Genomic DNA, 26,611 nt, shown 5'->3' with positions numbered 1-26,611 from the left:
GCTCAGCGGCCGACGGCGAAGAGGGTCGCGTTGTTGATGGCGTAGATGTGGCCGTCCGGGCCCATGACCGTGGGCGTGTAGGCCTCTCCGAGCCCGCCCGTGAGGCGGATCCGCTCGGGGAAGGTGTTGGTGGTGAGATCCCAGCGGTACAGGTAGCCGTCCTCGTTGTTGACGAAGACCGATTTGGAGGCGGGGTCCACCACGGCCGTGTTGATGCACCATTCGTGGACACTGCCGGGGTGGGCGGGATCGTCCGGCGTCTGGCCGAGGATGGTGAGGACCTCCTTCATCACGGGCACGTTCGAGTAGGGATCACCCTGCGTGGCGTTGGGATCCAGGATCGCGACCTGGTTGTAGCCGTTCCCGTAGCCGAGTACGAGGTAGTTGTTGTACTTCGTCATCAGCAGGTAGGAAGAGGTGCCCGTATACGAGGGCACCATGCTGGCGGGCACGAGCGAGGCCGTGTCGTCCCAGCCGAAGGATCCGGGCGTTTTCGCGTGGGCGAGAGTCGCGTCGAAGTGCAGGAGCCAGCCGCGGAAATTATGCTGGCCCATGTTGGATTCCAGCACGCCGTAGTAGACATCCCCGTCCGGCCCGACCGTGGGGGAAGCGCTGCCGTCGTCATCAAGCAGCGAGGGGAGCCCCGTGGCGGGATCCGTCAGCGCCACCTTGGCCGCGGGTTGCAGGGTGGTGCTGTCCAGGGCGACGAGGTAGCCCCTGGCCCCATCGCTGACGGCGGTGTAGACCGTGTGCTGGTCGTTGGAGAGGGCCGGTGCGCAGTTCATCACGACCCGGGTCATGGCGGCATCGCCCGTGGCGTTCAGCGCGCTGATCCAGGTGCCCTGTCCGTCCGCGCCCATGCGCGCCAGGCCGCTCGCCAGGTTCGCGCGGGTGGGGCCGGTGACCTGGAATCCGAAGAAGATGTTTCCCTGGCTGTCCGCCGTGAGAGGCGTCGTGACCTTCACGGCCGCATCGTAGGCGGTCTTCGCGGTGGCATATTCCCCCGATCCGTAGAAGACGGCGGTTTGAATGCTGCCCTGCGCGGAATCGGGGGTGTCGCGGTAGAAGAGCTTGCCACCCGAACCCGCGAAGTAGACCCGGTTGGCGGCGGTCAGTGCGGGGCCGTAGCTGGGCACCCAGCCGTGTTGCGGCAGCACGTAATCGCTGTCGGCCTGCCAGAGCAGCACCCCCGAGGCGCCGTTGCGGGCCTCGACCCTGAACCCGTCCGTGGCCCCGGTCTTGACGGGGACGATGGCGGTGTTGGTGGACGTGATGACCATGGAGCCGTAGTGGATGAGCAGCTCGCCGGTCGAATACTGGGGGTGCAGATCGACGGGCATCTGCCAGTGGATCCGGGTGAGAGGCTGGGCGACGACGCTGGTCTGGGCACTGTGCTGGGCGTCCCGCCCGTAGCCGTACCAGGCAGGTCCGCTGCCGGTGAAAGGGGGCGGCGGTTCGACGGTCACCCTCGGGCCCGAGCTGCCGTGGCCGCAGCCGAGCGAGGCCAGGCCGGCCAACAGCCCGGCGGCGAGCAGGGCGGGGCGGGATGAAATGCGCGGCGAACGTACACGGGGCATGCAGGGCTCCTGGTCCGGGTCTTCAAGGGTCGTGTGTGGGAAGGCCTTCAATGCCCGCCTTCTCCCGCCAGCTTCCGGGCCAGTTCCCCCACCACGGCCTTGGCGTCGCCGAAGAGCATGAAGGTCTTGTCGAGGAAGTAGAGTTCGTTGTCGATGCCCGCGAATCCCGGATTCTTCGAGCGCTTGATGGCGTAGACGGTCCGGGCCTTGTCGGCGTCGATGATGGGCATGCCGAAGATCGGGCTGCTCTTGTCCGCGCGCGCGGCGGGGTTCACCACGTCGTTGGCGCCGATGATGAGGGCCACGTCGGCCTGGGGCATGTCGCCGTTGATCTCGTCCATTTCGACGAGGTCGTCGTAGGGGATCTCGGCCTCCGCTAGCAGCACGTTCATGTGGCCAGGCATGCGGCCCGCCACGGGATGGATGGCGAACTTCACCGTGACGCCGCGCTTCTTGAGCAGGTCGTACAGCTCGCGGACCTTGTGTTGGGCCTGGGCCACGGCCATGCCGTAGCCGGGCACGATGACCACGAGGCTCGCCTGTTCCATGATCTGCGCGGCGCTTTCCGTCGTGTCGGCCTTGTAGACCTTCTGCTCATCGTCGGCCGCCTTCGTCTGGGCCTGGCCGAAGGCTCCGAAAAGCACGTTGAAGAAGGAGCGGTTCATGGCCTTGCACATGATGACGGAGAGGATCAGGCCCGAGCTGCCGTCAAGCGCGCCGGCCGTGATGAGCAGCTTGTTGTTGAGCACGAAGCCCATGGCCACGGCCGAAAGACCCGCGTAGGCGTTGAGGATGGAGATCACCGTCGGCATGTCCGCACCGCCGATGGGGATGATCAGCAGTACGCCGAAGGCCAGGGAGAGCACGCTGATGCCGCCGAAGGCCCAGGGCGCCCAGGGCGCCAGCGGATGCAGCACCAGGGCCACGCCTAGGCCGAGGGCCAGGGCGAAGAGGGCCAGGTTGCTGACGTTCTGCAGGGGATAGGTGACGGGCCGCTGGGGGATCCACTTCACCTCTTGCAGTTTTCCGGCAGCGAGGAGGGAGCCGGTGAAGGTGAGGAAGCCCAGGAGCACCTCGGCCACCAGGGCCACGACGATGAAGGGGGCGAGGGCCGCCTCGTTGCGCTGGCCGAAGTAGAGGAAGAATTTCGCCGTGCCCACCAGACCCGCGGCGAGGCCGCCGAAGGCGTGCGACAGCGCGGTCCGCTGGGGAACGGCCGTGAGGGGCACCTGGGCCAGCGGGTAGCCCACGGCGGCGCCCAGGGCGAAGGCGCCGAGGATCCACCAGTAGTGCGTGCCGCCGGTGGCGATGACACCCGCGAGGGTGCCGGCCACGGCGAGCGTCATCGCCGCCACGCCGGAGAAGACGCCCTTGCGGGCGGTTTCGGGGTCGCTCATCCACCGCAGCGAGAGGATGAAGAGGGCGGTCGAAACCAGGTAGAGAAGCTGGACGAGGGTCTCGGCGCTCACTTGGCCCCCTTTTCCTGCTTCTTGAACATCTTCAGCATGCGGTCCGTGATGAGGAATCCGCTGACGATGTTGGTGGTGGAACAGAAGATGGCCACGAGGCCCAGGGCCGTGATGTAGCCGGGGTGGCCATCACCGGCCGATACGATGAGGGCGCCCACCACGGCGATGGCCGAGATCGCATTGGTGAGGCTCATGAGCGGCGTGTGCAGCAGGCGCGACACGCGCTGGATGACCATGAGGCCGATGAAGGTGGCCAGCATGAAGACGAAGAGGGCGCCCATGAAGTCGAGCTGCCCGTGCCCGCCCCCGGTCGCTGCGGCTGCCGCCTCGGAATGTGCCGTCTGCATCATCACGCCACTCCTCCCTGTGCCTGATTCAGTGCCTTCTGCGTGGGGCCGTGGACCACCTGGCCCTCGTGGGTGACGGCGCAGCCCTTCAGGATGTCGTCGGCCCAATCGAGGTTGAAGCGCGCGGCCGACCTGTCCCAGAAGGCCGTCATGAAGTTCAGCAGGTTGCGCGAGAAGAGCATGCTGGCGTGGGTGGCCAGCGTGGCGGGCAGGTTGAGGGGCGCGAGGATCTTCACGCCGCCCACGTCCACCGTTTCGCCCAGCTTGGACAGCGTGCAGTTGCCGCCGCCGTCGGCGCCCAGGTCGACGATGACCGATCCCGGCTTCATGGACCGGACGATGGTTTCATCGAGCAGCTTGGGGGCGAAGACGCCGCCGATGAGGGCCGTGGTGATGACGACATCCACCTGTGCGCAGTGATCTGCGAGCATCTTGGCCTGGAGGGCCTTGTCTTCCGCCGACAGCTCGGCGGCGTAGCCGCCGCCCGCCGAGGCGCCCTGCTTCAGGTCGATGCCCACGTACTTGCCGCCGACGGATTCGATCTGTTCCTTCACTTCCGGGCGCACATCCGTGGCGGTGACGCTGGCGCCCAGGCGCTTGGCGGTGGCGATGGCCTGCAGGCCGGCTACGCCCGCGCCGATGACGAAGACCTTGGCGGGCAGCGTCGTGCCGGCGGCGGTCATGAACATGGGGAAGTATTTCGGCAGCTCCATGGCGCCGAGGAGCACGCCCTTGTAGCCCACGAGGTTCGCCTGGCTGGACAGCGTGTCCATGGCCTGCGCCCGGGTGGTGCGCGGGATGCAGTCGGTGGAGAAGGCCGTCAGGGGCCGCGCGGCCATCCGCTTCACGGCCTCGAGGTGCCGTGTGGGGAAGATCGACGCGAGCAGCATGGCGCCGGGCCGGATCAGATCCACCTCGTGGGTTCCGTCCGTCCTTTCCTGGGGCGCGTTCACCTTCAGCACGAAGTCCGCCTGGTCCAGGAGTGAGGCCGCATCGGGCGCTAGGGTGGCGCCCGCGGCCCGGTAGGCCTCGTCCGGATATTGCGCGGCAGCGCCCGCGCCGGCTTCGACGGCCACCTCGATGCCGAGCTGGATCAGTTTCTTGCAGGATTCGGGATCCAGCGCGACGCGGGTCTCGCCCGCCCTGATCTCTCTGGGAACGGCAATCTTCATGGGGTCCTCGGCTTGGAAATCCGCATTGGTGCGGACACCTTACCATTGGTTGAGGCCCGATGTTTAATGTTGATTTTTTACGATGGCTGCCCCTGTGTCTTGCGAGCCATCAATTCGGTCTTTCGATCAGATCCTGCGCTGGATCCGAAGTAGTAGGTCACCACCCCGACCCAGGCGGAACCCAGGCTGCCGAGCATGATGTTGAGGATGTCGCGGGACCTTTCCGGAGGCTCGTGGCGCAACAGGAAGAAGATGAGGGTGAAAAAGCCGAGGGTGATGGCGACCGCCAGGGCCTTGGGCACCCAGTCCTTGACCTTCACCTCGCGATCGCGGGCGTTGGCGCGGTCCCCGGCGGCAATGGCCTCCAGGGCCTCGATGTTTTCGAAGCCCAGCTTCTGCATCTGGACGGCGAAATCCTGATCGGCCTTCTTGAGCGCCAGCAACTGATCGGGGCTCGCCCCCTGGATCGCGGCGGCCATGGTGGACTCGTCCTTCGCCGCATCGTCGCTGACCCCCAGGGCCTTGGTGAGCGCCAGTCCGGCGATGCCACCGAGCGGGCCCCCGAGGGCGGTCCCGATGGTGGGGGCGATGCTCTTGACGAGCCCTTTCCAATCAAACGCCATGGGGTACCTCCGGGGTCCTGGATGCGCGGTTGAGCCAGCCTTTCAGGAAGACGGACTGGCTGGGATTGCGGGTGACGATCGCCTGGTAGTAGTCCCGTTGCACCTGGCAGATCGCCTGCATCAAGGCCTCCGGGGGCTGAGCGTTGGCGGCTCCGAGGGTCGTCGGCCCGAGTTGCCCGTCCACGGCGATGGGCGGGTTCACGAGCAGGTTCACGGCCTTCTGCAGGAGCTTGATGGAGGTTCCCGTTCCGCAGTTCACGCCGATGTCGAAGAGCTTGATGGCGATGGACGGATCGGTGATGGCATCCCACCGCCAGTAGTCGGCTCGATAGATGGCCTCGGCCTGGCTTTGGGTCAGGTCCTTCACGTCGGTGGGGAAACCCAGGTCGGAGTGGACGGCGTTCCATGCGTCGAGGTTCCGCTGGATGATGCCGAAATTGGTGGCGCCGCCCGGGTCCGCCGGGTGGTTGGTGTAACCCCCCTCGTTTCCCAGTGTGAAGGCCAGGGCCTCGTCGAGGACGTTGCTCATATCTCACCTCCTAGGGGTGGGGTTTCCAGGCCGGGTGTGAACCGGAGACCTTGTCCACGCTTTGGTAGAGGGTTCGGCCATCCGCCAGATCGATGCGGGCGATGCGGTGCTCTGCCACCAGCTGAGTCAGGGCTAATTGGACCGCTTCGGTGGTGGCGGAATAGCCCGAGGCGGGCAGCCACCAGGAGGCGATGCCCTCCAGGCTGTCGGCAGCCTCGGGGTGCGCGCGCAGGTACCGCAGGATGCCTTGGCATAGTTCACTCGGGTCTGAGTTGGCAGGGAAGGTCATTTCGGCACCAGAGGTGGCCACAGCTCGGGAATGGCAATCGATGGGCCAAAGTCTTAGCGCTGTTCCAAGTAGCTGCCTGTTCACGGAATGTGAACGCCTATCCCATTTGGGGCCACGGAATGGTTGACCCAGTTAAAAGGGCCATGAGTGTCTGTAAGGTTTGTTTTAAGGGATGATACCTAAAGTAACCCGCTATGGGTTTGTTTTGACCCACTCGTGAACCCCTTGTGGGAGGTGGTAGGCATGAGTTGGGCGAAATGAATGATCAATGCATCGAATACATAAGTATCCATTGATGTTTGTTGATAAAAATAAGGCATTACAGATGGGTTGCGTATCAATGCATTGGGTCTATATTGCCTCCTGGAACCCTGAAGAAATCACGGGATTTCAAGAGGCTTCTGGGGGGGGGCTCAATTGATCGGTCAGTCACCAGTCTTTCGACAGATTTTGCGACTCGTGAGCCGCATGTCGGCTTGCGATGCGCCGGTTCTCATCGAGGGTGAAACGGGCACGGGGAAGGAACTGGCCGCGCGGGCCATCCACTACCAGAGCGCCCGGCAGAATGGTCCCTTCATCCCCGTCAACTGCGGGGCCATCCCGGATTCCCTCATCGAAAGCGAGTTGTTCGGGCACCGCAAGGGAGCCTTCACCGATGCCAAGGAAAATCAGCCGGGCCTGGTCACGCTGGCCGAGGGCGGATCCCTCTTCCTGGACGAGGTGGATGCCCTGTCTACGAAGGGCCAGGTCACCCTTTTGCGTTTCCTGCAGGATCAGGAATTCAGGCCCCTGGGCGCGCGCCAGGTGGAACACGGGAATGTCCGCATCCTGGCAGCCAGCAACGCGAGCCTTCCGCTCCTGGCCGAGCGGGGCGCCTTTCGCTCCGACCTCCTGTACCGACTGCGGATCCTCTGCCTTGAGCTGGCTCCGCTCCGGGAACGTCGGGGCGATCTGGAGCCCTTGTCGGCTTGGTTCCTGGATGCCTGCCACCAGCGCTTTGGCCTGGGGGTGAAAAGCCTCCACCCGGATTCGCTGGCCTGGATGAACCAGTACCACTGGCCGGGGAACATCCGCGAACTGGAAAACCTCCTCTACCGCGAGTACCTGCTTTCCGAAGGACCGGTGATGCGGGTCGAGGCGCCGAAGGGCATGCGCCTCGCTGCTCCCGACCCCGTTGATGCGCCGTCTGACGACCTCTCCTTCCATCGGGCCAAGGCCAGGGCCGTCGAGGCCTTCGAGCGGAACTACCTCACCCGGCTGCTGGACCTGGCCGGTGGGAACGTGAGTCTGGCCGCCAGGCTTGCGGGCAAAGAACGGCGGAGCCTTGGCAAGTTGCTCAAAAAGCACGGACTGGGGCGTGCTCCCCGGCCGAAGGCCTTCTCACGAGATGGCCTGATTTCCGCCTGAGCTTGGGTCCCCTTTGACCCAGGGTGGGTGGGCCCGGGAAGTGCCGTCATACGTTGCATTTGGCCAGAATTCCAGACTGGGGGCGGGTCGATCAGCCACCGTTTGAACGGTTTGCTGGTTTTATCCATCGCGGGTCCAGGCTTGGCACTTCCTGGCTTGGCCCGGGATTGGCGCGCGGGTTGCCACTGCCTGCCACCACCCAGCCGCCCAGGAGGTCCCCATGGCGAACGCGCCCCACCCCCACCGTATCGCGTTGATTCCGGAACACGCCTCGAAACGGGGTGGACGCCTCGGGCGCCACATCCATTTCGATGACCGCAGCTGGGATTACCGCGTGCCGCTCCGCACCGGGGCGACCATCCAGACCCGGATCTGGACCCGGACCCTGAAGGCTTTCAACCAGGGCGAGCTGGGTTCATGCACCGGCAACGGCGCGGTAGGTGTCGTCTGCACCCAGCCCTACCGAAAACCCGGGGCTCGCTATTCAGAAGCCCTGGCCCGGAAGGTCTACAGCCAGGCCAGCCACGACGACACCATCGTCGGCGCCTGGCCGCCGAAGGATACGGGATCCACCGTGCTCGGGGCCATGAAGGCGCTCAAGGATCTCGGGTTCACGAAGGGCTACCACTGGTGCTTCGGGCTGGAGGATGTGCTCAAGACCTTGTCGACCCTGGGCCCCGTCGAGGTGGGCCTGAACTGGTACGAGGGCTTCGACAAACCCGACGCCAAGGGGCTGGTGAAGCTCGGGGGCGCCGTTCGTGGAGGCCACGCCTTCGAGCTGCTGGGCGTGGATGCGGAGCGGAAGCTGGTCTGGGCCATCAACTCCTGGGGTTCCGACTGGGGCCTGGACGGCCGCTTCGCCTTCTCCTGGAAGGATCTGGACCGGCTGCTTCACGAGGATGGCGAAGCCTCCACCGTGCAGCTGTGAATCACCCGGGCCTTGCGTCTTGAGCAGGGCCCTCTTTCCATCCCTTGATGCGCCTGATCAGGTGAAGTGCGAATTCGTGGATCTGGAAGCATCCCCGCCTGCGACCGTGTTCCAATGACGGGTCAGCCTTTTTGCGGGAGCACACGTGATTCATCCGCTCGCCCTGGCCATGGCATGCGTCCTCTTCGCTGCGCCCGCCGCTGACGCGCCTCCGGAAACCCTGGTCCAGAAGCAGGTGGACGCCTACAACGCCCACAACCTGAACGCCTTCGTGGCCTGCTACGGCGAGGGCATCGAATTCCGCACCATGGACGGGAAGGTGGGCCCCGAAAAAGGTCTGGCCGCCCTGCGCAAGGGCTATGGGGATCTGTTCGCGCGGTTCCCGGAACTCAAGGTGAAGGTCCTGAATCGCATCTGCCAAGGGGCCTTCGTCATCGATCAGGACCTGGCCGAAGGCATGGGGCCCGCGCCCGTCACGATCACGGCGATCTACGAGATCGCAGGGGGCAAGATCATCCACGTCTGGTTCATCCAGTGACGAATTAGAGCCCCCGCGCCCACTCGGGCCGAAGGGGCACCTGGCCCGCGAGGGCCGCATCGATGGCGGCGAGGATGGAATCCCGGTCCCGCGGCAGCCGCCCGCCGATGGGCAGGTAGTTGGAGGCGTGGTTGGCGCGGAAGATGGCGCCGCTGGGGCGGGCCTCCTCCACGAACCAGCGCAGTTCCATGAGCAGCTCGTGGACGTCGGGAAGCTCGAAGCGGCCCTGATCCTCCAGCCGGGAGATGGGCGTGTCCGGGATGACCGTCAGCGTGAGCGTCGAGAGGAAGCGCGGATCCATAGCCGTGGCCAGGCGGCCCGAGGCCCGGGCGTGGATCTCGCTGCGCGTCCGCCCACCCACGCCCAGCAGGAAGATGAGGGACTGCTCCATGCCGGCCTCCCGCGCCTTGCGGGCGGCCTCGATGTGCTCGGCGGCGTCGGCGCCCTTGGCGATGCGCTTGAGGGTGGCGTCATCGCCGGATTCAGGGCCGATGTAGAGCAGGGAGAGCCCCAGCTCCCGCAGGCGCTTGAGTTCTTCCGGCGTCTTCTCCAGCAGGTTGCGCGCGGTCGCGTACGTGCTCACGCGCCGCAGGCGGGGAAAGGCTTCGGCCAGGGCCCCGAGGATGGGCTCCCAGCGGTCCAGGCCCATGCCCAGCGGATCACCGTCGGCCACGAAGACGTGGCGCACATCCTCCGCAAAGCGTTCGCGAGCCTCTGCGATGTCGGCCAGCACGGCGTCCAGAGGCCGCTCCTGGTACCGCTTGCCGCGGTACATCGCGCAGTAGGTGCAGGCATTCCAGGAGCAGCCCAGGGTGGCCTGGAGGATGAAGGAGTCGGCCTCGCTGGGCGGTCGGAAGAGGGGTTCGTCGTAGCGCACGCTCTCATTCTCCCGCATTCCGCGCCCGGGAACGGGAGAAGCCCCCTGGCGCGTGGCAGGGCCGGGCCGCCACAATCGAGGCATGCCTACCGCCCAACGTACCGCTCAACGCACTCATGGATTCACCGAATCCGTTATCCGCGGGATGACGCGGCTCGCCAACGAGCACGGCGCCCTCAATCTGGCCCAGGGCTTCCCCAACTTCCCTGCCCCGGACCTGATCAAGGAGGCGGCCATCGCCGCCATCCGGGCCGACGTGAACCAGTACGCCATCACCTGGGGCTCCAAGCGCCTGCGGGAAGCCCTGTCGCGCAAGATGCAGGCCTGCTACGGCATGTCCGTCGACCCCGACACCGAGATCACCGTGACCTGCGGGGCCACCGAAGCCATGGCCGCCGTGCTGCTGGCCCTGGTGGATCCCGGTGACGAGGTGGTGGTCTTCGAGCCCTGGTACGAGAACTACGGCCCCGACGCCGTGCTCTGCGGGGCCCGCCCCATCACCGTGCCCCTGCCCATCGGCGAGCCCCTGGATCTCGACCGCCTGGCCCGCGCCTTCGGGCCGAACACCCGCGCCATCATCCTGAACACGCCCAACAACCCCACGGGCAAGGTCTTCGACGCCGAGGAGCTGGCGGGCATCGCCGCGCTCTGCCAGAAGCACGACGTGCTGGCCATCACCGACGAGATCTACGAGCACATCGTCTACGAGGGAAGCCACATCCCCATCGCGACGCTGCCGGGCATGCGCGAGCGCACCATCACCATTTCCGGCGCCTCGAAAACCTACGCCATCACGGGCTGGCGCATCGGCACCATCCTCGCGCCGCCGCCGCTGACGGCCGCCATCCGCAAGGTGCACGACTTCCTCACGGTGGGCGCGCCCGCGCCCCTGCAGGAGGCCGTCGCCACGGCCATGGATGAGCTGCCGCGCCAGTATTACGCGGACATGGCCGAGGCCTACCGTCGGCGCCGCGATCTGCTCTGCGGCGCCCTCGTCCGCGCGGGCTTCAGGCTGCAGCCGCCCCAGGGCGCCTACTACGTGCTGGCGGATTATTCAGAGCTGGGCCACGAGGATGACGTGGCCTTCGCCACCCGCCTCGTGAAGGAGGCAGGGGTGGCCACAGTGCCGCTGTCGAGCTTCCTGTCGGATCCGGCGGCGTCGAGGATGGTGCGCTTCGCCTTCTGCAAGACGGAGCCCCTGCTCGAAGAAGCCGCCCAGCGGCTCCTGGCCTTCAGCACGCGGTAGCTTTGATCAGACGTGGAGGCGGGGTTCGACCCGGCCTCCACGTGGGGGTGCACGAGGGGGGACGGAGGCTCCAGCTCCGCGCCCGGGAGGGCGTGGGAGTAGGCTCCAATGGAGCCTGCGAAAGATGGAGAGGGCGCGAGGCGTCCGGGCGGTCCCCCTTCGTTCATGTCAGATCATCCAGTCGTCCGGCAGCTCCTGCTTGAACTCCTGGGGCTGGCGGTTGCGGTACTGCAGCTCGGGATTCTTGACGTTCACGCGGGTCTGGGGCGGCACGGACTGGGTGACGAACACATTGCTGCTGATGATGGCCTCCTCGCCGATCACCGTATCGCCGCCGAGGATGGAGGCGCCGGAGTAGACCGTCACACCATCCTTCAGGGTCGGATGCCGTTTCACACCCTTGAGCGACTGGCCGCCCCGGGTGGACATGGCGCCCAGGGTGACGCCCTGGTAGACCTTCACGTAGCGGCCGATGGTCGTCGTCTCGCCGATGACGACGCCGGTGCCGTGGTCGATGAAGAAGAATTCGCCGATGGTGGCGCCCGGGTGGATGTCGACGCCCGTGCGGGCGTGGGCGTATTCGCTCATCATGCGGGGGATCAGCGGCACCTTGAGCTTGAACAGCTCATGGGCGATGCGGTGGACCGTGATGGCGAAGATGCCCGGGTAGGAGAAGATCACCTCGTCGGTGTCGCCCGCCGCGGGATCGCCGTCGAAGGCGGCCTGCACGTCCGTGGCGAGAATGGCCCGCAGGGTGGGGATCGTCTCCAGGAAGGTCTGGACGATCGCTTCGGCGGCCGGGTCCACTTCGGGGCAGGGGCGTCCGTGACGCATGGCCTGGTGGCGGATGACGTTGCGCACCTGTTCGAAGAGCAGGCCGCGGATCTCGCCGAGCAGCTCGCCCACGTAGTATTCGAGCGTCTGGGTGCTCAGGTTCTGCTTGCCGAAATAGCCCGGGAACAGCAGCTCGCGGAGCTTCTTCACGAGCTCGATGACCACCTCCCGGTTGGGCAGCGAGCCCGCGTCGATGTGGCGCGTGCGCGGTTCCGCCAGATCGCTGGCCACGATGGCCGCCACCAGGGCGGTGAACCCGTTGGAAGGTCCGCCGTTCGGCCTCATGGGCTGCGGGGGGGGTGCCTGGGACATGGTCATCTCCGTGGGCTGAGCATCGGATGAGTGTGAACGTTTCAAGGTGTGGACGCGGGTTCAACAGGCGGAACTGAGGTTTTTAGGGCTCCGCCGAGGGCGGCGCGCCCGGATCCGAATCTTCGCTGGTCTTCCCTGCCCATGATCGCCCCGTATGCTGCCGGATTCATCCATGGAGCCTCATGGCTCCAGAGCATCAACAGCAAGACAGACAGCGCATGGTCCTCCCGGAAAGCGGCCAGCCTAACAGAGGCTTTGAGTCGAGATCAACCTGGCTGCCCAGCCCGGCTTTTGGTTCGACCTCGCTCAAACGCGGGAACGGCGGCCGAAGCCGCCGTTCGCACGCTGGTCGCGTTGTTCTGCGCGAAGCCGCCCCTACTCCTGGCCGGGTTCCGCTTTGGCCTGGCGGTCCCTGACGGCGCGGACCACGAGGTAGAGGCCCAGCAGCACCAGGCCCGCGGGCCACCACTGGTCCAGCCAGGCCAGCGAGATGTTGAAGCGCAGGTTCAGCAGCGTGAGCAGGCCCACGAAGATGAGGCCGATGCCGACGGCCAAGCGGCCGCCGAAGGACACGGCGCCGAAACCATCGGGCAGTTCGGGTGTCTCCATGCGGCTGATGGCTTCGTTCAGCAGCAGGGCGCGGCGGTAGGCGTCCACCATGTTGTAGAGCCAGAAGAAGGCCAGGAAGATGCCCACGGCCGGTTCGAGCATCCCCAGGCGGTTCGAAGACATCAGGCAGACGAGCACGGCCGCGGTGCCGGCGTGCATGAAGCCCAGGCGCGTGTAGCCCAGGAAGACCTGGCCCAGGCCCGGCATGCCCGAAAGCACGGCGGCGAGGATGGGCGATTTGTAGCGGGAATCGCGGAAATACTCCGGGCGGGCCGCGGGCGGAAGCAGGTAGGGCGCGGCTTTCGGCCCAGGGTTGGCCGGTGGGTCGACCTGGGGGGCGAGGTGGGCTTCGAGGTCAGGCTGGGGGGACATGGCTGGCTCCAGGAATGAAAGGGATGTGTGTGTTCGGCTGCCTAGAAGAAAAGACGCAGGGGCGGCTCAGGGGTTCGCCGGGGGTGCCTTTTTTCCCTCGGCGCTGTTTTTTGGGGCCCTGGGCTCGGCCTTCCGGAAGGACTGGATCTTGGTTTTGAACCGAGCACTCAGGCGCTGCCAGAGGCTCCGGGCATTCCGCGGCCTGAGCGGAAAGGCTTCGAGGGAGGCCGTGGTGCGCTGCTCCGCCTGGACGACCTGGCCCGCGATGCGCTGGGCGGAAGCTCCCAAGGGCTGCGTGAGGGGCTGCACCAGGGCCGGTACCTTGGCGGCGAGGTGGGGCAGGGGCAAGGGCAGGTAGACGCCCATCAGGCTGGCCGCCGCGCCCAGGTAGGCCGCTTCCAGGGCGATGCGGGGGCGGTGCATGAGCTGTTTCCAGGCGCGGCCCAGGTCGAAGGCGGGGCGGGGCGGCAGGTGCACGGTGGCCCGCAGCACGCGCTGGGTGAACCAGGGACCCGGATCGAGCTCGACCAGGTTCGGCAGCACCGCCTGCGTCTGGGTCAGGGTCTTCACGAGGGCGGCGCAGGCGTCGCAGTGATCCAGGTGGGCGCGCACGAGCGTGCTCTGGTCGGCCTCCAGCTCGCCATCGACGAAGGCGCAGGCCAGGTCCTGCAGACGCTGGCAGGGCGACCCCGAGGTGCGGGCGAGGATGGACCGGGTCAGGTCCAGGGCGGCCTCAGGGCCCAGGGGCGGAGCGATGTGCGGGTTCGGATTTTCGTGGAAATCATTCATCTCAACCCCCCACGTCCGCGCTGCAAAGGCCCGCGGCGCTGAGCTTCTGGGCCAGTTCGAGGCGGGCCCGGTTGGAGCGGGATTTCACGGTGCCCACGGGCACCTCCAGGATGGCGGCGATCTCCTCAAGGCTCAGGCCCTGGATCTCCTTGAGCAGGATGATCTCCCGGTTGAGGTCCGTCAGCTCCTGCAGGGCGCGGTGCACCATGCCCTTGCGGACGGCCTCCAGATGGGCTTCTTCGGGGTTCTGGTCGGAGGAGCGGAGGTCGAACATCTCGTCGGCGGGCAGGTCCCAGAGGGGCGGCCGGGCCTTCCGGCGCCGCAGGTGGTCGATACAGGCGTTGCGGGTGATGCGGATGATCCAGGGCAGGCAGCCTTCCGCGTCGGGCACCAGGGCGAGGTTCTGGTAGATGCGCACGAACACGTCCTGCGTGAGGTCGCGGGCGTCCTCCGCCTGGGCCGTGTAGTGGTAGGCCAGGCCGAAGACCCGGGACTGGAACTGCCGGACGAAGGCCTCCCAGGCGAGCTCGTCGCCGCGTCGGACCAGGGCCAGCAGGTGGGGGAAATCCATTCGGTCTTTCAGGGGTGGGCAGGGATGCCTCTAATCAATAACGCAGGGGGGATTCGAAAGGTTCGGTGTTCTTTTCCCTTTCGGGCCGACGGGAGGTCTGGGAGGGCTTCCATCGTTAGAATCCAAGATGGGAAGGTGCGCGCCCTTGGCCGAACGCAAAGATCTGGACATCGTCATTCAAGGGGCTGAGGCGCACAACCTCCGCGGCTTCGACGTGCGGATCCCCCGCCGCAGCCTCACGGTGATCACCGGCGTTTCCGGTTCGGGCAAGTCCTCTCTGGCCTTTGACACGCTGTTTCGCGAGGGGCAGCGCCGCTTCCTGGAGACCCTGCCCGCCTTCGCGCGCCAGTTCGTCGGCGGCCTGGCCCGCCCGGCCCTGCGCAGCATCGAGGGCCTGGGCCCGGCCGTGGCCGTGGGACAGCGCGCCAGCCTGTCCAACCCGCGTTCGACCGTGGGCACCCTCACCGAGGGCTGGGACCTGCTGCGCCTGCTCTTCGCGCGGCTGGGCACCGCACCCGAAGGTGTCCGCCTGTCGCGGGGGCTCTTCTCCTTCAACGGCGAGGAGGGGGCCTGCCCGCGCTGCCAGGGTCTGGGTGTGGAGGATCTCCTGGATCTGGACCTGCTGGTGGCGGACGCGGGCAAATCGCTCCGCGAAGGCGCCCTGCGGGTGAGCACGCCCAACGGCTACCTCATGTATTCGCAGGTGACCCTGCAGGTGCTCGACGAGGTGCTGCGTGCCCACGGCGGCTCCGTGGACATCCCCTGGCGGGAGTTGACGGACGAGGTCCGCCACGTGGTGCTCTACGGCTCGGAACGTCTAAAGGTACCCTACGGCAAGCATCCCCTCGAATCGCGCCTGAAGTGGACGGGCATCACGGCGCGGCCCCGTCCCGACGGCTTCTACCGGGGCCTCGTGCCGGTGATGGAAGAGATCCTGCGCGGCAAGCGGAACGATTCGATCCTTCGCTTCGTGCGCAGCTCCACCTGTGGGGATTGCCAGGGCACGCGCCTGCGCCCCGAGGCTCGCGCCGTCACCTGGCGCGATCGGCGCATCGCCGACCTGGCGGCCCTCACCGCCGGGCAGCTGCGCGAATGGCTGGCCTCGCTCAGGCCTGAGCCTCGCGAAGCCGCCATCCTCGAACCCATCCGCCAGGATCTGCTGGCCCGCTGCGAGCTGATGATCGAGCTGGGCCTGGGTTACCTCAACCTAGACCGGGCCGCCCCGAGCCTCTCCCGCGGCGAGGCGCAACGCCTGCGTCTGCTGGGCCTCGCCCTCGGTGACCTGCGGGGGCTCGTGGTGGTGCTGGACGAGCCCTCGGCGGGTCTGCATCCCCACGAGGTGGGCCGCCTGATCCGGGTGCTGAAGCGCCTGCGGGACCAGGGCCAGACCGTGGTGGTGGTGGAACACGACGCGCGCATCGTCCGCGCCGCCGACTGGCTCATCGACCTGGGACCGGGACCGGGCCGTGAGGGCGGCCACCTGCTGTGGAGCGGCCCCCCGGCGACCTTCCTGGCCCAACAGGCGGGAGATGCGCCCACGCCCACCCAGCGCTGGCTGGCAGACGACGCACATCCGGTTCCGCGGAAACCCAGCGTCGCCTCGGACACCCTGAAGCTGGACAATCTGCGGCGGAACAACCTGCAGAACCTCAGCGTGGAACTCCAGCTAAGAGGCCTGAACGTGGTGTGCGGCTTGTCTGGCGCCGGCAAGACCTCGCTGCTGGACGAGGTGGTGTCGCGCGTTCGGGAGCAGGATGCACCCTTCCAGCGCGTGGTCACCGTGGACGCCGACCCCATCGGGCGCACGCCCCGCTCCAACGCGGCGACGTACACGGGCGCCTTCGATCTCATCCGCGATCTCTTCGCGGCCTCGCCCGAGGCCAAGCGGCGCGGCTTCGGCAAGGGGCACTTCTCCTTCAACACCGCGGGCGGGCGCTGCGAGGCCTGCGAGGGCGCCGGCGTGCAGGAAGTGGGCATGCGGTACCTGGGCAGCGTGGATCTGGTCTGCGAGGCCTGCGGCGGCCGGCGCTTCCACCCCGAGGTGCTGGAGGTGAAGGTGCGGGACCGCAGCATCGCCGACCTGCTGGAGGGTAGCCTCGGCGAGGCGGCGGAGCTGTTTGCGGACCATCCGAAACTTCGCCGCATCCTGAAGGCCCTGCTGGACGTGGGCCTGGGCTACCTGCCTCTCGGCCAGCCCGCCACGACCCTGTCGGGCGGCGAGGCCCAGCGCATCAAGCTGGCGACGGAACTGGCCAAGGCCGGCCGCGGCCCGGCCCTCATCGCGCTGGACGAGCCCACCACGGGCCTGCATGCCGCGGATGTGGCCGTGCTGCTGAAGGCCTGGGACCGCCTGCTGGAGGCGGGCCACACGCTGCTGGTAGCGGATCACGATCTCGACGTGGTGCGCCACGCGGACCAGGTGCTGGACCTCGGCCCCGGCAGCGGCCCCGAAGGCGGACGGTTGGTGGCCTGTGGGACCCCGGACGCCATCGCGGCCTGCGCCGAATCCCTTACCGGGGCGGCCCTGCGCGAAACCCCGGCGCTTCCCTCCGCCGATTTCGTCCGTGCCGAGAATCCGCCCATCGAGCTGCAGGGCGTGCGCACCCACAACCTGCAACACCTCGACCTTTCCATCCCCGCCACGGGCCTGACGGTGGTGACGGGGCCTTCGGGCAGCGGCAAGTCCTCGCTGGTCTTCGACACGCTGCTGGCCGAGGCCCAGAACCGTTTCGCGGATCTCGTGTCCCCCTGGGCGCGGCGCCTCCTCCCCAGGAAGGGCGGCGCCGAACTGGATGCCGCGCGGGGCCTGCAGGCCAGCATCGCCGTGCCCCAGCGCGCGGGGCGCCGGAATCCGCGCTCCACCGTGGGCACGGTTACCGAGCTGGACGAGCTGCTGCGCCTGCTCTTCGCGCGGGCGGGCGAGCGGCCCTGTCCCGCCTGCGGGGCGCTGACCCAAGGCGAGCGTTGCGTCTGCGGACATTCCTTGCCCGCCCTGTGGGCGTCGGATTTCTCACCCCACTCGGAGCGGGGCGCCTGCCCCACCTGTCGCGGCCTGGGTTTCCTCCAGCGCTGCGATCCCGAACGGCTCGTGAGCCATCCGAGCCGGGCGCTGCAGGCCGGGGCCATGGATGGCACCCGCTTCGGCGCCTACCTGGGCGAGGCGGACGGCCAGTTCCTGGCCACCTGGAAGCAGGCCGCGGCCACGGCGGGGATGAGCGCCGACGCACCCTGGAACGACCTGCCGCCAGAGGCGAAGCGGCTGGCCATGTTCGGCACGGGCGACACCGTGCATGAGGTGAGCTGGCACTACAAGCGCGGCCGGTCCGAAGGCGTGCATCAGCTGAAGACGACCTGGGAGGGCTTCGCGAACCTGGTGGACCGCGAATACGAGCGGATCCACGCGGACCCCAAGGGCGAGGAGCTGGCGGCGCTCCTTTCGGATCAACCCTGCGGGGACTGTGGAGGAGAGCGACTGAAGGCCGTTTCCCGCGCCGTGCGGTTCGGCGGCCTCCGTTATCCCGAACTGGCTGAAATGCCGCTGCATCAGGTCCTCGCGTGGGTCGAAAGCCTGGTTGGACAGGGACTGTCGGATCGGCTTCGGGCGCTCACGGAAGGGTTGCGAGGCGACCTCGTCAAGCGGCTCCAGGCCCTGGTGGAGGCCGGCCTCGGCTACCTGTCGCTGCGGCGCGAGATGGCCAGTCTCTCCGGTGGGGAGGCCCAGCGGGTGCGGCTTGCGGCGGCCCTGGGCGGCGGCCTCGTGGGGGTGACCTACGTGCTGGACGAGCCCAGCCAGGGCCTTCATGCGCGCGACATCCGCCGCCTGGGGGGCGTGCTGCGTGGCCTGGCGGATGCGGGCAATGCGGTGGTGCTGGTGGAACACGAGGCCTCTCTCATCGCCTCGGCGGATCAGGTGATCGAGCTGGGCCCCGGGGCCGGGCCCGAAGGTGGAAGGCTCGTGGCGGCGGGCCCGCCGGACGCGCTCAGGGCGCGGGCCGATTCGCGCACGGGGGCCCAGCTCCGGCGTTCCGGACAGCGCGCCGAGAAGCCCGCCGGGCCTTCGGATTGGCCGCGCCTCCGGGTGCGGGGCGCCCGCCTCCACAACCTGCGGGGGATGGACGTCGCCTTCCCCATCGGGGTGCTGGTGGCCGTCACGGGTGTATCGGGCAGCGGGAAATCGAGCCTGGTCCTGGAGGTGCTGGCGCCTTCCCTGCGTCACCATCTCCAGGGACGCGGGCCCGTGGGCTGCGAAGGGTTGGACCTGCCCGTGGCCTTCGATGCGGTGATCGCGGCGGATCAAGACGCCATGGGCTTTTCGGGAGGCAGCACGGTGCTCACGCTGGCGGGTCTCGGCGAGGCCCTGCGCAAGCGCTTCGCGGCCACGCCGCGGGCCAAGGCACTGAAGCTTTCCGCGAAGCATTTCTCGACCGCCGCGCCCGGGGGCCGTTGCGAGGCCTGCGAAGGGCGGGGCGTGCTGCGGGTGGCCATGGATCTGCTGCCCGATGTCACCGTCGGGTGCGAGGTCTGTCAGGGACGGCGCTTCCGTCCCGAGGTGCTGGAATGCCTGCTGGAGGGCCGGAGCATCGCCGAGGCGCTGGAGGCCACCGTGGCGGAATCCGCCCGGGCCTTCGCTTCAGACAGGGCGCTGGTAGCGCCGCTGGAGGCCCTCTGCGAGGTGGGCCTGGGGTACCTGACACTCGGGCAGGAAGGCTCGGCGCTGTCCGAAGGGGAGCGGCAGCGCCTGAGGTTGGCGGGCCTGCTTGCCGGAGGCGTGCAAGGGCGCGCCGCCATCCTGCTGGATGAACCCACCCGCGGCCTGGGCTTCGAGGACGTGGACCGCCTCCTGGGTGCGCTGCGGGTCCTCGCCGGCCGGGGCCATCTCGTGGTGGTGGTGGAGCACGATCTAGAGGTCATCCGGGCCAGCGACTGGGTCATCGACCTGGGGCCCGAGGGCGGCGAGGGTGGTGGTGCCCTCGTGGTGGAAGGCCCCCCGAACCTTGTGGAGACATGCGTTGCCTCCCATACTGGACAGGCTCTGGCGAATCGTTGAGCCCTGAAAAGGCCCGATGGCGCGGCATAACGGACGGCCTCGTGCCGGGCCGGGGCACCCACCCAGTCATGGAGGACGGCGTGAGACTCATGCAGATGGCCCTGTGGACGGCCCTAACGTCAAGCTTGTCGGCCCAAGGCAGCGAGCAGGGTTTCCAGTGGATGGGGATCCGCGCGGGGACGGTGTCCTTCGATCCCCAGGAACACGTGCGGAACGCGCCCAGCCTCGGTGGCCAGGCAGGCCTGGTGTTCGATCAGCAGCGCTTCGGGCTCAGTTTCGAGGGGTTCATCGCCCACCCCAAGAGCGACTTTGATCCGACCCGGGACCTCACCCATGCTGAGTTTTCCGCGACCCTGCTCATGGGCCTTTCCGGCGGTTCCGCCAGCCGGTTCTGGCCCTACTTCGGTCTGGGCCTCGGCGATCTGAGCATCCCCAACCTCGACGCCACGAGCCTGCTTCTGGGCACGGACCGGGCCCTGGCGGCACACACCTCCCTCGGCTTCTACCACCGGCCCGGGCTGCATCTCATCTGGGGCCTGGAAGGCCGCTACCTCTTCACCCTCACGCGCAGGGACCTGAAGGAGTTCCAGGGCTCGGCCCTGTTCGGCTTCACCTGGGGCGGCGGGTTTTCGGCGCGCGGCGTGGATACCGCGCCCCGCCCGGTCGAGCGAGCTACCCAGGTCGGGCAATCCCTTCAGCCAGCCCCCCTGACTCCGCCTGCGGTGACCGCGGACCGGCCGATCCCAGCCCCCCTTGGCGAGGATGAACTCGCGCCGCCGCCACCGCCTCCCCCTTCGCTCGCGGGGACCGCGATCCCGCTGCCACCCGTCGTGCCCTTTCCCTCAGCGGAACTCCAGCCTCATGCCGAGCCCGCCTCGGCACCCATGCCCATCCCGGCGCCGCGGGCCCCGGTGGTCGTGGTGCCGGCGGTCCAAGCGGCACCCGCTGCGCCCATCACTTCACCAGCCGCGGTCAGGCACCCTGAAGACGAGCAGGCCGATCGGCTGGAGGCCCTGCGCCAAGTCGATCTGCCCCGCGCCGTGGCCCTCGGCCGAAAGCGCATCCAGGCCATGGCCCCGGGTCACTGGACCATCCGCCTGGAGATCGCTGACTTCCCCGCCACGCTGAAACGCGCCGTGGAAGCCTTCCCTGGGAAGAGTCCGGATTTGTTCATTGCGCCAATCCGGATGCGAAGCGGCAGAACCTCGCATCAGCTCTTCCTCGGCGAGTACGCCTCGAAGGCCGAGGCCGAACGGGCCGCAAGACAAGTCCCGGCTTTTTTCTTGGATGGGGGCCAAAGGCCGGTACCCTTCCTGGGCACGGGCCTGCCGGCCCAGGTGGGACGCTAGCTTTCAACCCCCGAGGTGCTGGAGTTCGTCCCGCCCTACGTGGCCACCCACCTCCTGAACGCTGCCTCGGATCCCCGCGCCATGGCCGCGAATCCGCACTGAGGCCAATCATCCAAAAAGATTGAAACCGCGAATGACGCGAATGAAGGACAGCCCCTTGTTGGCGTCGTCGCTGACAGCCCGGCTTCTTCTCTATTCGCGCCCATTCGTGTCATTCGCGGTTTCAGCCTTTTCCTTGTTGTCAGGATTCCGTAGGCGCCAAGGTCGCGCTGGCGGGTTGGGTCAGGCTGAAGATCCAGGCCAGGGCCACGACGGCCACGCAACCGATGAGGTTGTACCAGAGGAAGGAGATGCTCGTGAACTTGAAGCAGGCGAGTACCCCGGCTTCGGCCACGATCGCGGCCCAGAAGGCGGCGCCGCCCTGGACGCGCTTGACGTAGAAGGCCGTGATGAAGATGCCGAGGATGGTGCCGTAGAAGAGCGAGCCGAGGATGTTCACGGCCTCGATCAGCGAGCCCAGGCGGGCTGCGTACTCGGCGAAGGCCATGGCGAAGCAGCCCCAGGCGAAGGTGGCGATGCGGCCCACCCAGACTTCCCGCTGGCCCTGGCTGCCGCCGATGAGGCGTCGCCACAGGTCCACCACGGTGGTGGCGCCCAGGGCGCTGATCTCGCCGGACATCGATGACATGGAGCCCGAGAAGACGGCGGCGATGACGAGGCCGACCAGGCCCACGGGTAGGCTGCTCAGCACGTAGGCGAGGAAGATGTAGTTCGTGTCGCTGGGGTTGGTGCCGGGGTTGGCCTTTTCGATGAGGGCCACACCCTTCCGGCGCACCGTTTCGCTGTCGGCCTGGGCCTGTTGGAGCTGCAGCTTGGTGGCGGCCGTGAGGGCCGCATCGCCGCCGTGGCGAGCCTGGACGTAGGCTTCGGCCTTGAGGCTTTGGTCTGCACGGGCCTTGGCGAAATCGGCTTCGAGGGCCCGGTAGGCGGCGGCGTCAGGGCCCGCCATCACCTGCTTCACGGGGCCCGGGTTGAAGAAGAGGGGCGGCGTGTGGAACTGGTAGAACACGAAGACGAGGGCGCCCAGCAGCAGGATGAGGAACTGCATGGGCACCTTGATCATGCTGTTCAGCAGCAGGCCCAGGCGGCTTTGGGTGACCGAGCTGCCCGCCAGGTAGCGTTGCACCTGGGACTGGTCCGTGCCGAAGTAGGACAGCATGAGGAAGAAGCCGCCGATGAGCCCCGACCACAGGTTGTAGCGGTTGTTGGGGTCGAAGTGCGTATCGATGACGTTGAGCCGTCCCAGGCCCCCGGCCACGTGCAGCGCGTCGCCGAAGGTCACGTGGGCGGGCAGGCGGTGGGCGGTCATGAAGCCCGCCAGCAGCATGCCGCAGGCGATGATCACCATCTGGGACGTGTGGGCCCAGGCCACGGCCTTGGTGCCGCCGGTCACGGTGTAGACCATGACGAGGGTGCCCACCAGGAGGATGTTGGCGTGCAGGCTCCAGCCCAGCAGCACCGACAGCACGAGGGCCGGGGCGAAGATGGTGAGGCCCACCGCGAGTCCCCGCTGGAAGAGGAAGAGGATGGCCGCGAGCAGGCGCGTCTTCAAATCGAAGCGGGCCTCGAGGATCTCGTAGGCCGTCGAGACCTTCAGCCGGTGGTAGAGGGGGATGATGGTGACGGACAGCACCACCGCGGCGAGCGGCATGCCGAAGTAGAACTGCACGAAGCGCATGCCGTCCACGTAGGCCAGGCCGGGCGTGGAGAGGAAGGTGATGGCGCTGGCCTGGGTGGCCATGATGGACAGGCCGATGAGCCACCAGCGGTGGTCGCGGCCACCGCCGATGTAGCTGTCGCCGGTCTGGGCACCGCGCCCCTTGTAGAGGCCCCAGAGCACGACGAAGAGGAGGGCGCCGCAGAGGACGAACCAGTCGAGGCGGCTCACGAGAAGGCCCAGGAGAAGGCCTTGAACAGCAGGATGCAGAGCAGCAGCTCGCCCAGCACGAGGGCATAGAGCTTCTTCCATGAACCCAGCATCGGCGGGATGCCTTCCTTTTCGTCAGTCATGGGCGTGTCCCAGGGCCAGCAGGTTCGCGAAGAGGCGCGTGGCGCCGGGCACGCCATCGGGCAACTGACGGAAGAAGGAGATGCCGGTGTAGACGTACTGGCCCTTGCCGTGTTTGGCGACGATGAGGGCGCCGCGATCCTCGGCCTCGCCGGGATCGGCCATGCCAAGCAGGGGCGTGTAGTGGCTGTCCCAGCCTTCGGCGTGGTAGAGGCTACGCTCCTGGATCCAGCCGTCGAAATCCCGGGACGTGAGTTCGTTGGGCCAGTGGAAGACCGGATGATCAGGCTGAAGCACATGGACAGTGGCTGTCTCATCGGTAACGCGCTTCCGGCCCACCTTGAAGGGATAAGGCCCGATGGTGTCGGTCACCATGGCGGCGTTGATGCCGGGAAAGCCCGTGTTCACGGTGTAGAGCACCACCTCGGTGCCGCCCGCGGCCACGTAGGCGTGGAGGCGGTCCTTGAGCGTCTGCAGGGCGGGTCGGGTGTTGTAGGCGCGGATCCCCAGCACGATGGCGTCGAAGCGCGCCAGGTCCTCCTGGGCCAGGGCCTCGTCGGTGATCAGTTCCACCTGGTAGCCGATGCGGCGCAGGGCCTGGGGGATCTCGTCGCCGGCGCCCATGACGTAGCCGATGCGGTGCCCGTTGTGCCGCAGATCGAAGCGTTCCAGGCGGGCCTTCGCTTCGGGCAGCAGGGTCTGCAGGGGGATGTGCGGGTGGTCCACCTTCAGGAGGGCGCGGGCGGGCTGGAATCCGGCGCCCGTATCCACGTCGGCGTGCAGCTCTCCCGTGGCGGCCGCGGAAGGCGGGGTGATCTGGAAGGTGCATTCCCGTTCTTCGCCCGCATGGTTGAGCGTAAAGGCGCATTCAGCGGGCTCGACCTTCCAGGCGGCGGGCACCCGCAGGCGCAGGCGTCCCGAGGCGGACGAAGCCCCGGCGACCACCTTCAGGTGCAGGGTTCTTGCGCCAGGGGTTTCGAAGATCTGAACGCCTTCCGCGATCTGGACGAACACGGGGGGCACCACGGCCAGGGGCTGGTAACGTTCGCCGCGGACCGGGTCCCGGAATCGGTAGCGCACGGGCACCACCACCTCGAAGGGGCCTTCGGGCAGGGTGAGGCGGGCGCGGAGGCGGAAGGGCGCGGGGGATTCGGGCAGGCCCGACCAGGCCTCGGCGCCGGGCCCGCCCAGCCAGTGCGGCTGGGTCAGGGGCGTCTCCGCGGGGATTTTCAGGTTGAAGGTTTCCTTCTTCGGATCGTTGTCCGTGAGAGGTTGGCCTTGCGGGTGCGTGTCGAGGGTGCGGACGCCTTGGGGTGTGACGGCTTCGAGGCTGAGGGATTCCAGCCTGAGGGGGGCGCCTCCGCGCGCCAGCACGGCGGTGTGGATGGTCAGCGCATCTTCGGGCGCCACGCGCTGCCGGTCGGCGATGGCCTCCACCCACAGGCCCGCGGCGGAACGCATCAGGTCCTCGAGTTCGGTGACCTTGAGCTGCACGAGTGGTTCGGAGGCCAGGGGCAGGGCGCGGAGGGCGCTCAGCGCCCGCCCAAGGGCGGGCAGGCTGGCGGCGGGCTGCTCGGCGCGGAAGCTACGGCGCGCCTCGCGCAGCAGCGTGGCCACCTGCTGGGTGCCCGGGAAGCGGGACCAGGTGGTGTCGATGCCCTCGAAGAGGTCGGCCTTGGCGGGGCTGCCCGCCAGCAGCTCGAAGTCCTCCTCGCGGGATCCGCGCTGGGCGAGCACGCCGAAGCCCTGGCTGCGGTGCTGGCTGCGGCTCTCGGCGGCGAGTTCGCCATAGGAGCGGCCAAGCAGCGGGTCGTACTGGCCCACGTCCAGCGTGAGGCTGCCGGGGGCTGGCTTGGGCGCGTCGTCGCTGAAGCGGAAGTGGTTCCACAGCAGCCGCGTGGCCTGCCAGGGGTGGAGGCCCTGCTTGAGCTGTTCGGGATAGCGGGTGGGATCGGCCGCGGCCTTGAAGGCTTCGATGGCGAGCATGGCGGAGGCCGTGTGGTGGCCGTGGCCCGCGCGCTCATCGGGCGGGAAGCGCGTGAGGATCACGTCGGGCCGGAAGGTGCGGATGGTGCGCACGACGTCGCCCAGCACCTTGTCGTGATTCCAGATCCGCAACGATTCCTCGGCGGTCTTGGAGAATCCGAAATCCACGGCGGAGGTGAAGAACTGTTCGGCACCATCGATGCGTCGCGCGGCCAGCAGCTCCTGGGTGCGGATGGCGGCGAGGCCGTCGCCCAGCTCGGGGCCGATGAGGTTCTGGCCGCCGCCGCCGCGGGTCATGGAGAGGTAGGCCGTGCGCAGGTTGCGCCCCTTGGAGAGGGTGGCGAGCACGGCGGTGTTCTCGTCATCGGGATGGGCGGCGATGTAGAGCACGCTGCCCACCGTCTGGAGGCGGTCGAGCTGCTTCTGCAGCTCCGCCGCATCTCTCACGGGGACTTGGGCCTGCAGACACGGCAGGGCCGTGGCGGCCAGGGCGAGGGAGGCGATGCGGCGGAGGTTCGGCATGGGGCTACTGGCGGCTGGCGGGAGGAATGATCCCGTTCATGCGGAGATAGACGGCCATCTGGCCGTAGTGATCGAAGCCGTGGCTGACGGTGAGCGTGGCGAGTCCCAGGCGCGTGGCCGTGCCCTTGCCCCAGGGCGAGGGAATCGAGGTGGTGGCGTTGGCATCGGTGATGCCCGCCAGGGCCTTGTGGGCGTAGGCGAAGGAGTCCTTCAGATACTTGACGATCTCGGCCTTGGTCTTGAGGGCCTCGGGGCCGTTCTCGCCGCCCAGATCCGCCGGGGCTTTTTCGCCGAGGATGCCGGCGGCGAACATGTAGTTGGCCGAGGCGACGTGGCGCACCTGCTCGGCGAAGGTCTTCACGGTCTTGAACTCGCCCTTGAACCCACCGCTGCCGGGCGTGAAGGCGAAGGTGGCCTCGGGCATGGCCTCGGCGGCGGGCACGAATTCGCGCTCGAGGTTGGCGAGCTGGCGGTCCAGCACCTGGCCCGTGCTCGGGGCCTTGTCCATCGCGGCCTTGGGGGCCGGCGCCTGGGCGGAGGCCAAGCCTCCGGTGAGCAGAAGGACCAACGCGATGCGTGAGGGATGCATGGTGATCTCCTTGAATGGGAGGGCTAGCATACCGCCGCGCTCCGAGGGCCTTGAAGGATTAGTGGCGAACCGTGCAGGATCCGTGGCGAGTGGTGTTGGGCTTCATCGCGTGGCGCCGGCCAGGTTGGGATCGGTGCCGAGGTAGGTGCCGTGGCCCTCCTTCACGCGGCCTGCGTGGAAGTGGAGGACTTCGCAGACGAGCCCGCCCTTCTGGTTGCGGTAGTGGAGCACGAGGCTGTGGACGCCCGCGTAGACTCCGAGGAGTTCGAAATGCAGATCGGGAATGCGCGCCAGGGCGCGGGTCCAGTAATCGCGCAGGGCCGCCTTCCCGCGGATGACGCCGTCGCTTCCGCCCAGAAGCTGGGTGGCCACGGGCGACGTGAACACGACGTCTTCCTCGAAGTGTTCGAGCACGGCTTCGACATCGTGGGCGTTCCACGCGGCGAGCCAGTGCCGGCTGAAGGCGATGGGATCGGGAAGGGGCGGGTGCATGGGCCGGACTCCGATCAGGCCTGCATCCGGGCTTGGATTCGTGCCTCGATCCGGCGGGAAGGGCGGTTG

General features: G+C 67.8%; 23 protein-coding genes. 6 read left to right on the top strand and 17 right to left on the bottom strand.

What is annotated here, in order from left to right; genetic code table 11:
• Positions 1-2: 2 nt before the first annotated feature.
• The 7 genes from QSJ34_RS13680 to QSJ34_RS13650 form a co-directional block, all read right to left on the bottom strand.
• On the bottom strand, positions 3-1,577 hold the full coding sequence (locus QSJ34_RS13680) for a hypothetical protein (protein WP_285576172.1): 1,575 nt from the start codon (positions 1,575-1,577) through the stop codon (positions 3-5).
• A gap of 47 nt (positions 1,578-1,624) precedes the next feature.
• Positions 1,625-3,046, bottom strand: coding sequence for an NAD(P)(+) transhydrogenase (Re/Si-specific) subunit beta (locus QSJ34_RS13675; protein ID WP_285576170.1), 1,422 nt, complete (start codon positions 3,044-3,046; stop codon positions 1,625-1,627).
• Positions 3,043-3,327, bottom strand: a complete 285-nt coding sequence (locus tag QSJ34_RS13670; RefSeq protein WP_420798861.1) for an NAD(P) transhydrogenase subunit alpha part 2 — start codon at positions 3,325-3,327, stop codon at positions 3,043-3,045. The genes QSJ34_RS13675 and QSJ34_RS13670 overlap by 4 nt, the downstream gene beginning before the upstream one ends.
• 68 nt (positions 3,328-3,395) lie before the next feature.
• Positions 3,396-4,565, bottom strand: a complete 1,170-nt coding sequence (locus QSJ34_RS13665) for a Re/Si-specific NAD(P)(+) transhydrogenase subunit alpha (RefSeq protein ID WP_285576166.1) — start codon at positions 4,563-4,565, stop codon at positions 3,396-3,398.
• 77 nt (positions 4,566-4,642) lie between these two features.
• On the bottom strand, positions 4,643-5,188 hold the full coding sequence (locus QSJ34_RS13660) for a hypothetical protein (RefSeq protein WP_285576164.1): 546 nt from the start codon (positions 5,186-5,188) through the stop codon (positions 4,643-4,645).
• Entirely contained in the window at positions 5,178-5,717 is a 540-nt protein-coding gene (locus tag QSJ34_RS13655; protein WP_285576162.1) for a glycoside hydrolase family 108 protein, read from the bottom strand. The genes QSJ34_RS13660 and QSJ34_RS13655 overlap by 11 nt, the downstream gene beginning before the upstream one ends.
• 10 nt (positions 5,718-5,727) lie before the next feature.
• Positions 5,728-6,006, bottom strand: a complete 279-nt coding sequence (locus QSJ34_RS13650) for a hypothetical protein (protein ID WP_285576160.1) — start codon at positions 6,004-6,006, stop codon at positions 5,728-5,730.
• A gap of 417 nt (positions 6,007-6,423) precedes the next feature.
• Here QSJ34_RS13650 and QSJ34_RS13645 point away from each other — a divergent pair, with 417 nt between their 5' ends.
• The 3 genes from QSJ34_RS13645 (at position 6,424) to QSJ34_RS13635 (ending at position 8,879) form a co-directional block, all read left to right on the top strand.
• Positions 6,424-7,413, top strand: coding sequence for a sigma 54-interacting transcriptional regulator (locus QSJ34_RS13645; RefSeq protein WP_285576158.1), 990 nt, complete (start codon positions 6,424-6,426; stop codon positions 7,411-7,413).
• 220 nt (positions 7,414-7,633) lie between these two features.
• The gene (locus QSJ34_RS13640) at positions 7,634-8,341 is read left to right on the top strand and encodes a C1 family peptidase (RefSeq protein WP_285576156.1); all 708 of its coding nucleotides are present in this window, start codon (positions 7,634-7,636) and stop codon (positions 8,339-8,341) included.
• A 145-nt stretch (positions 8,342-8,486) separates the two neighbouring features.
• Positions 8,487-8,879, top strand: a complete 393-nt coding sequence (locus QSJ34_RS13635) for a nuclear transport factor 2 family protein (RefSeq protein ID WP_285576154.1) — start codon at positions 8,487-8,489, stop codon at positions 8,877-8,879.
• A 4-nt stretch (positions 8,880-8,883) separates the two neighbouring features.
• On the opposite strand, the gene QSJ34_RS13630 is transcribed toward QSJ34_RS13635, so the two are convergent.
• Positions 8,884-9,756 (bottom strand): B12-binding domain-containing radical SAM protein, encoded by an 873-nt coding sequence (locus QSJ34_RS13630; protein WP_285576152.1) that lies wholly within the window; start codon positions 9,754-9,756, stop codon positions 8,884-8,886.
• 145 nt (positions 9,757-9,901) lie between these two features.
• Between QSJ34_RS13630 and QSJ34_RS13625 the strand changes: the two genes are divergently transcribed.
• On the top strand, positions 9,902-11,002 hold the full coding sequence (locus QSJ34_RS13625) for a pyridoxal phosphate-dependent aminotransferase (RefSeq protein ID WP_285576150.1): 1,101 nt from the start codon (positions 9,902-9,904) through the stop codon (positions 11,000-11,002).
• 168 nt (positions 11,003-11,170) lie between these two features.
• Here QSJ34_RS13625 and QSJ34_RS13620 read toward each other — a convergent pair whose 3' ends face one another.
• The 4 genes from QSJ34_RS13620 to QSJ34_RS13605 form a co-directional block, all read right to left on the bottom strand.
• Complete coding sequence (locus QSJ34_RS13620; protein WP_420798860.1) at positions 11,171-12,121, bottom strand: serine O-acetyltransferase; 951 nt, start codon at positions 12,119-12,121, stop codon at positions 11,171-11,173.
• A gap of 402 nt (positions 12,122-12,523) precedes the next feature.
• Positions 12,524-13,129 carry a hypothetical protein gene (locus QSJ34_RS13615; protein ID WP_285576146.1) on the bottom strand — a complete coding sequence of 202 codons (606 nt, stop codon included), beginning with the start codon at positions 13,127-13,129 and terminating at the stop codon, positions 12,524-12,526.
• A gap of 66 nt (positions 13,130-13,195) precedes the next feature.
• Entirely contained in the window at positions 13,196-13,918 is a 723-nt protein-coding gene (locus tag QSJ34_RS13610; RefSeq protein WP_285576144.1) for an anti-sigma factor family protein, read from the bottom strand.
• A gap of 1 nt (position 13,919) precedes the next feature.
• Positions 13,920-14,489: an RNA polymerase sigma factor gene (locus QSJ34_RS13605; RefSeq protein ID WP_285576142.1), complete on the bottom strand. Its 570-nt coding sequence runs from the start codon at positions 14,487-14,489 to the stop codon at positions 13,920-13,922.
• Between the two features lie 145 nt (positions 14,490-14,634).
• Here QSJ34_RS13605 and QSJ34_RS13600 point away from each other — a divergent pair, with 145 nt between their 5' ends.
• Together QSJ34_RS13600 and QSJ34_RS13595 are read left to right on the top strand one after the other, a co-directional pair.
• Complete coding sequence (locus QSJ34_RS13600) at positions 14,635-19,536, top strand: excinuclease ABC subunit UvrA (protein WP_285576140.1); 4,902 nt, start codon at positions 14,635-14,637, stop codon at positions 19,534-19,536.
• Between the two features lie 80 nt (positions 19,537-19,616).
• A complete protein-coding gene (locus QSJ34_RS13595; protein ID WP_285576138.1) occupies positions 19,617-20,885 on the top strand; it encodes a hypothetical protein in 1,269 nt (422 codons plus the stop codon).
• 241 nt (positions 20,886-21,126) lie between these two features.
• On the opposite strand, the gene QSJ34_RS13590 is transcribed toward QSJ34_RS13595, so the two are convergent.
• From QSJ34_RS13590 to QSJ34_RS13570, 5 genes are all read right to left on the bottom strand, one after another.
• Positions 21,127-22,833: a sodium:solute symporter family protein gene (locus tag QSJ34_RS13590; protein WP_285576136.1), complete on the bottom strand. Its 1,707-nt coding sequence runs from the start codon at positions 22,831-22,833 to the stop codon at positions 21,127-21,129.
• Positions 22,830-22,955 (bottom strand): hypothetical protein, encoded by a 126-nt coding sequence (locus QSJ34_RS13585; protein WP_285576134.1) that lies wholly within the window; start codon positions 22,953-22,955, stop codon positions 22,830-22,832. The genes QSJ34_RS13590 and QSJ34_RS13585 overlap by 4 nt, the downstream gene beginning before the upstream one ends.
• Positions 22,948-25,461 (bottom strand): PIG-L family deacetylase, encoded by a 2,514-nt coding sequence (locus QSJ34_RS13580; RefSeq protein ID WP_285576132.1) that lies wholly within the window; start codon positions 25,459-25,461, stop codon positions 22,948-22,950. The genes QSJ34_RS13585 and QSJ34_RS13580 overlap by 8 nt, the downstream gene beginning before the upstream one ends.
• A 4-nt stretch (positions 25,462-25,465) precedes the next feature.
• Entirely contained in the window at positions 25,466-26,050 is a 585-nt protein-coding gene (locus QSJ34_RS13575) for a DinB family protein (protein ID WP_285576130.1), read from the bottom strand.
• A gap of 102 nt (positions 26,051-26,152) precedes the next feature.
• Positions 26,153-26,542, bottom strand: a complete 390-nt coding sequence (locus tag QSJ34_RS13570; protein ID WP_285576128.1) for a nuclear transport factor 2 family protein — start codon at positions 26,540-26,542, stop codon at positions 26,153-26,155.
• Between the last annotated feature and the right edge of the window lie 69 nt (positions 26,543-26,611).

It is taken from the genome of Geothrix limicola (assembly GCF_030268085.1).
Taxonomy (GTDB): Bacteria; Acidobacteriota; Holophagae; order Holophagales; family Holophagaceae; genus Geothrix; species Geothrix limicola.
Note: the sequence above shows the minus strand (reverse complement) of the source record. Positions and strands in the feature narration are given on the sequence as shown.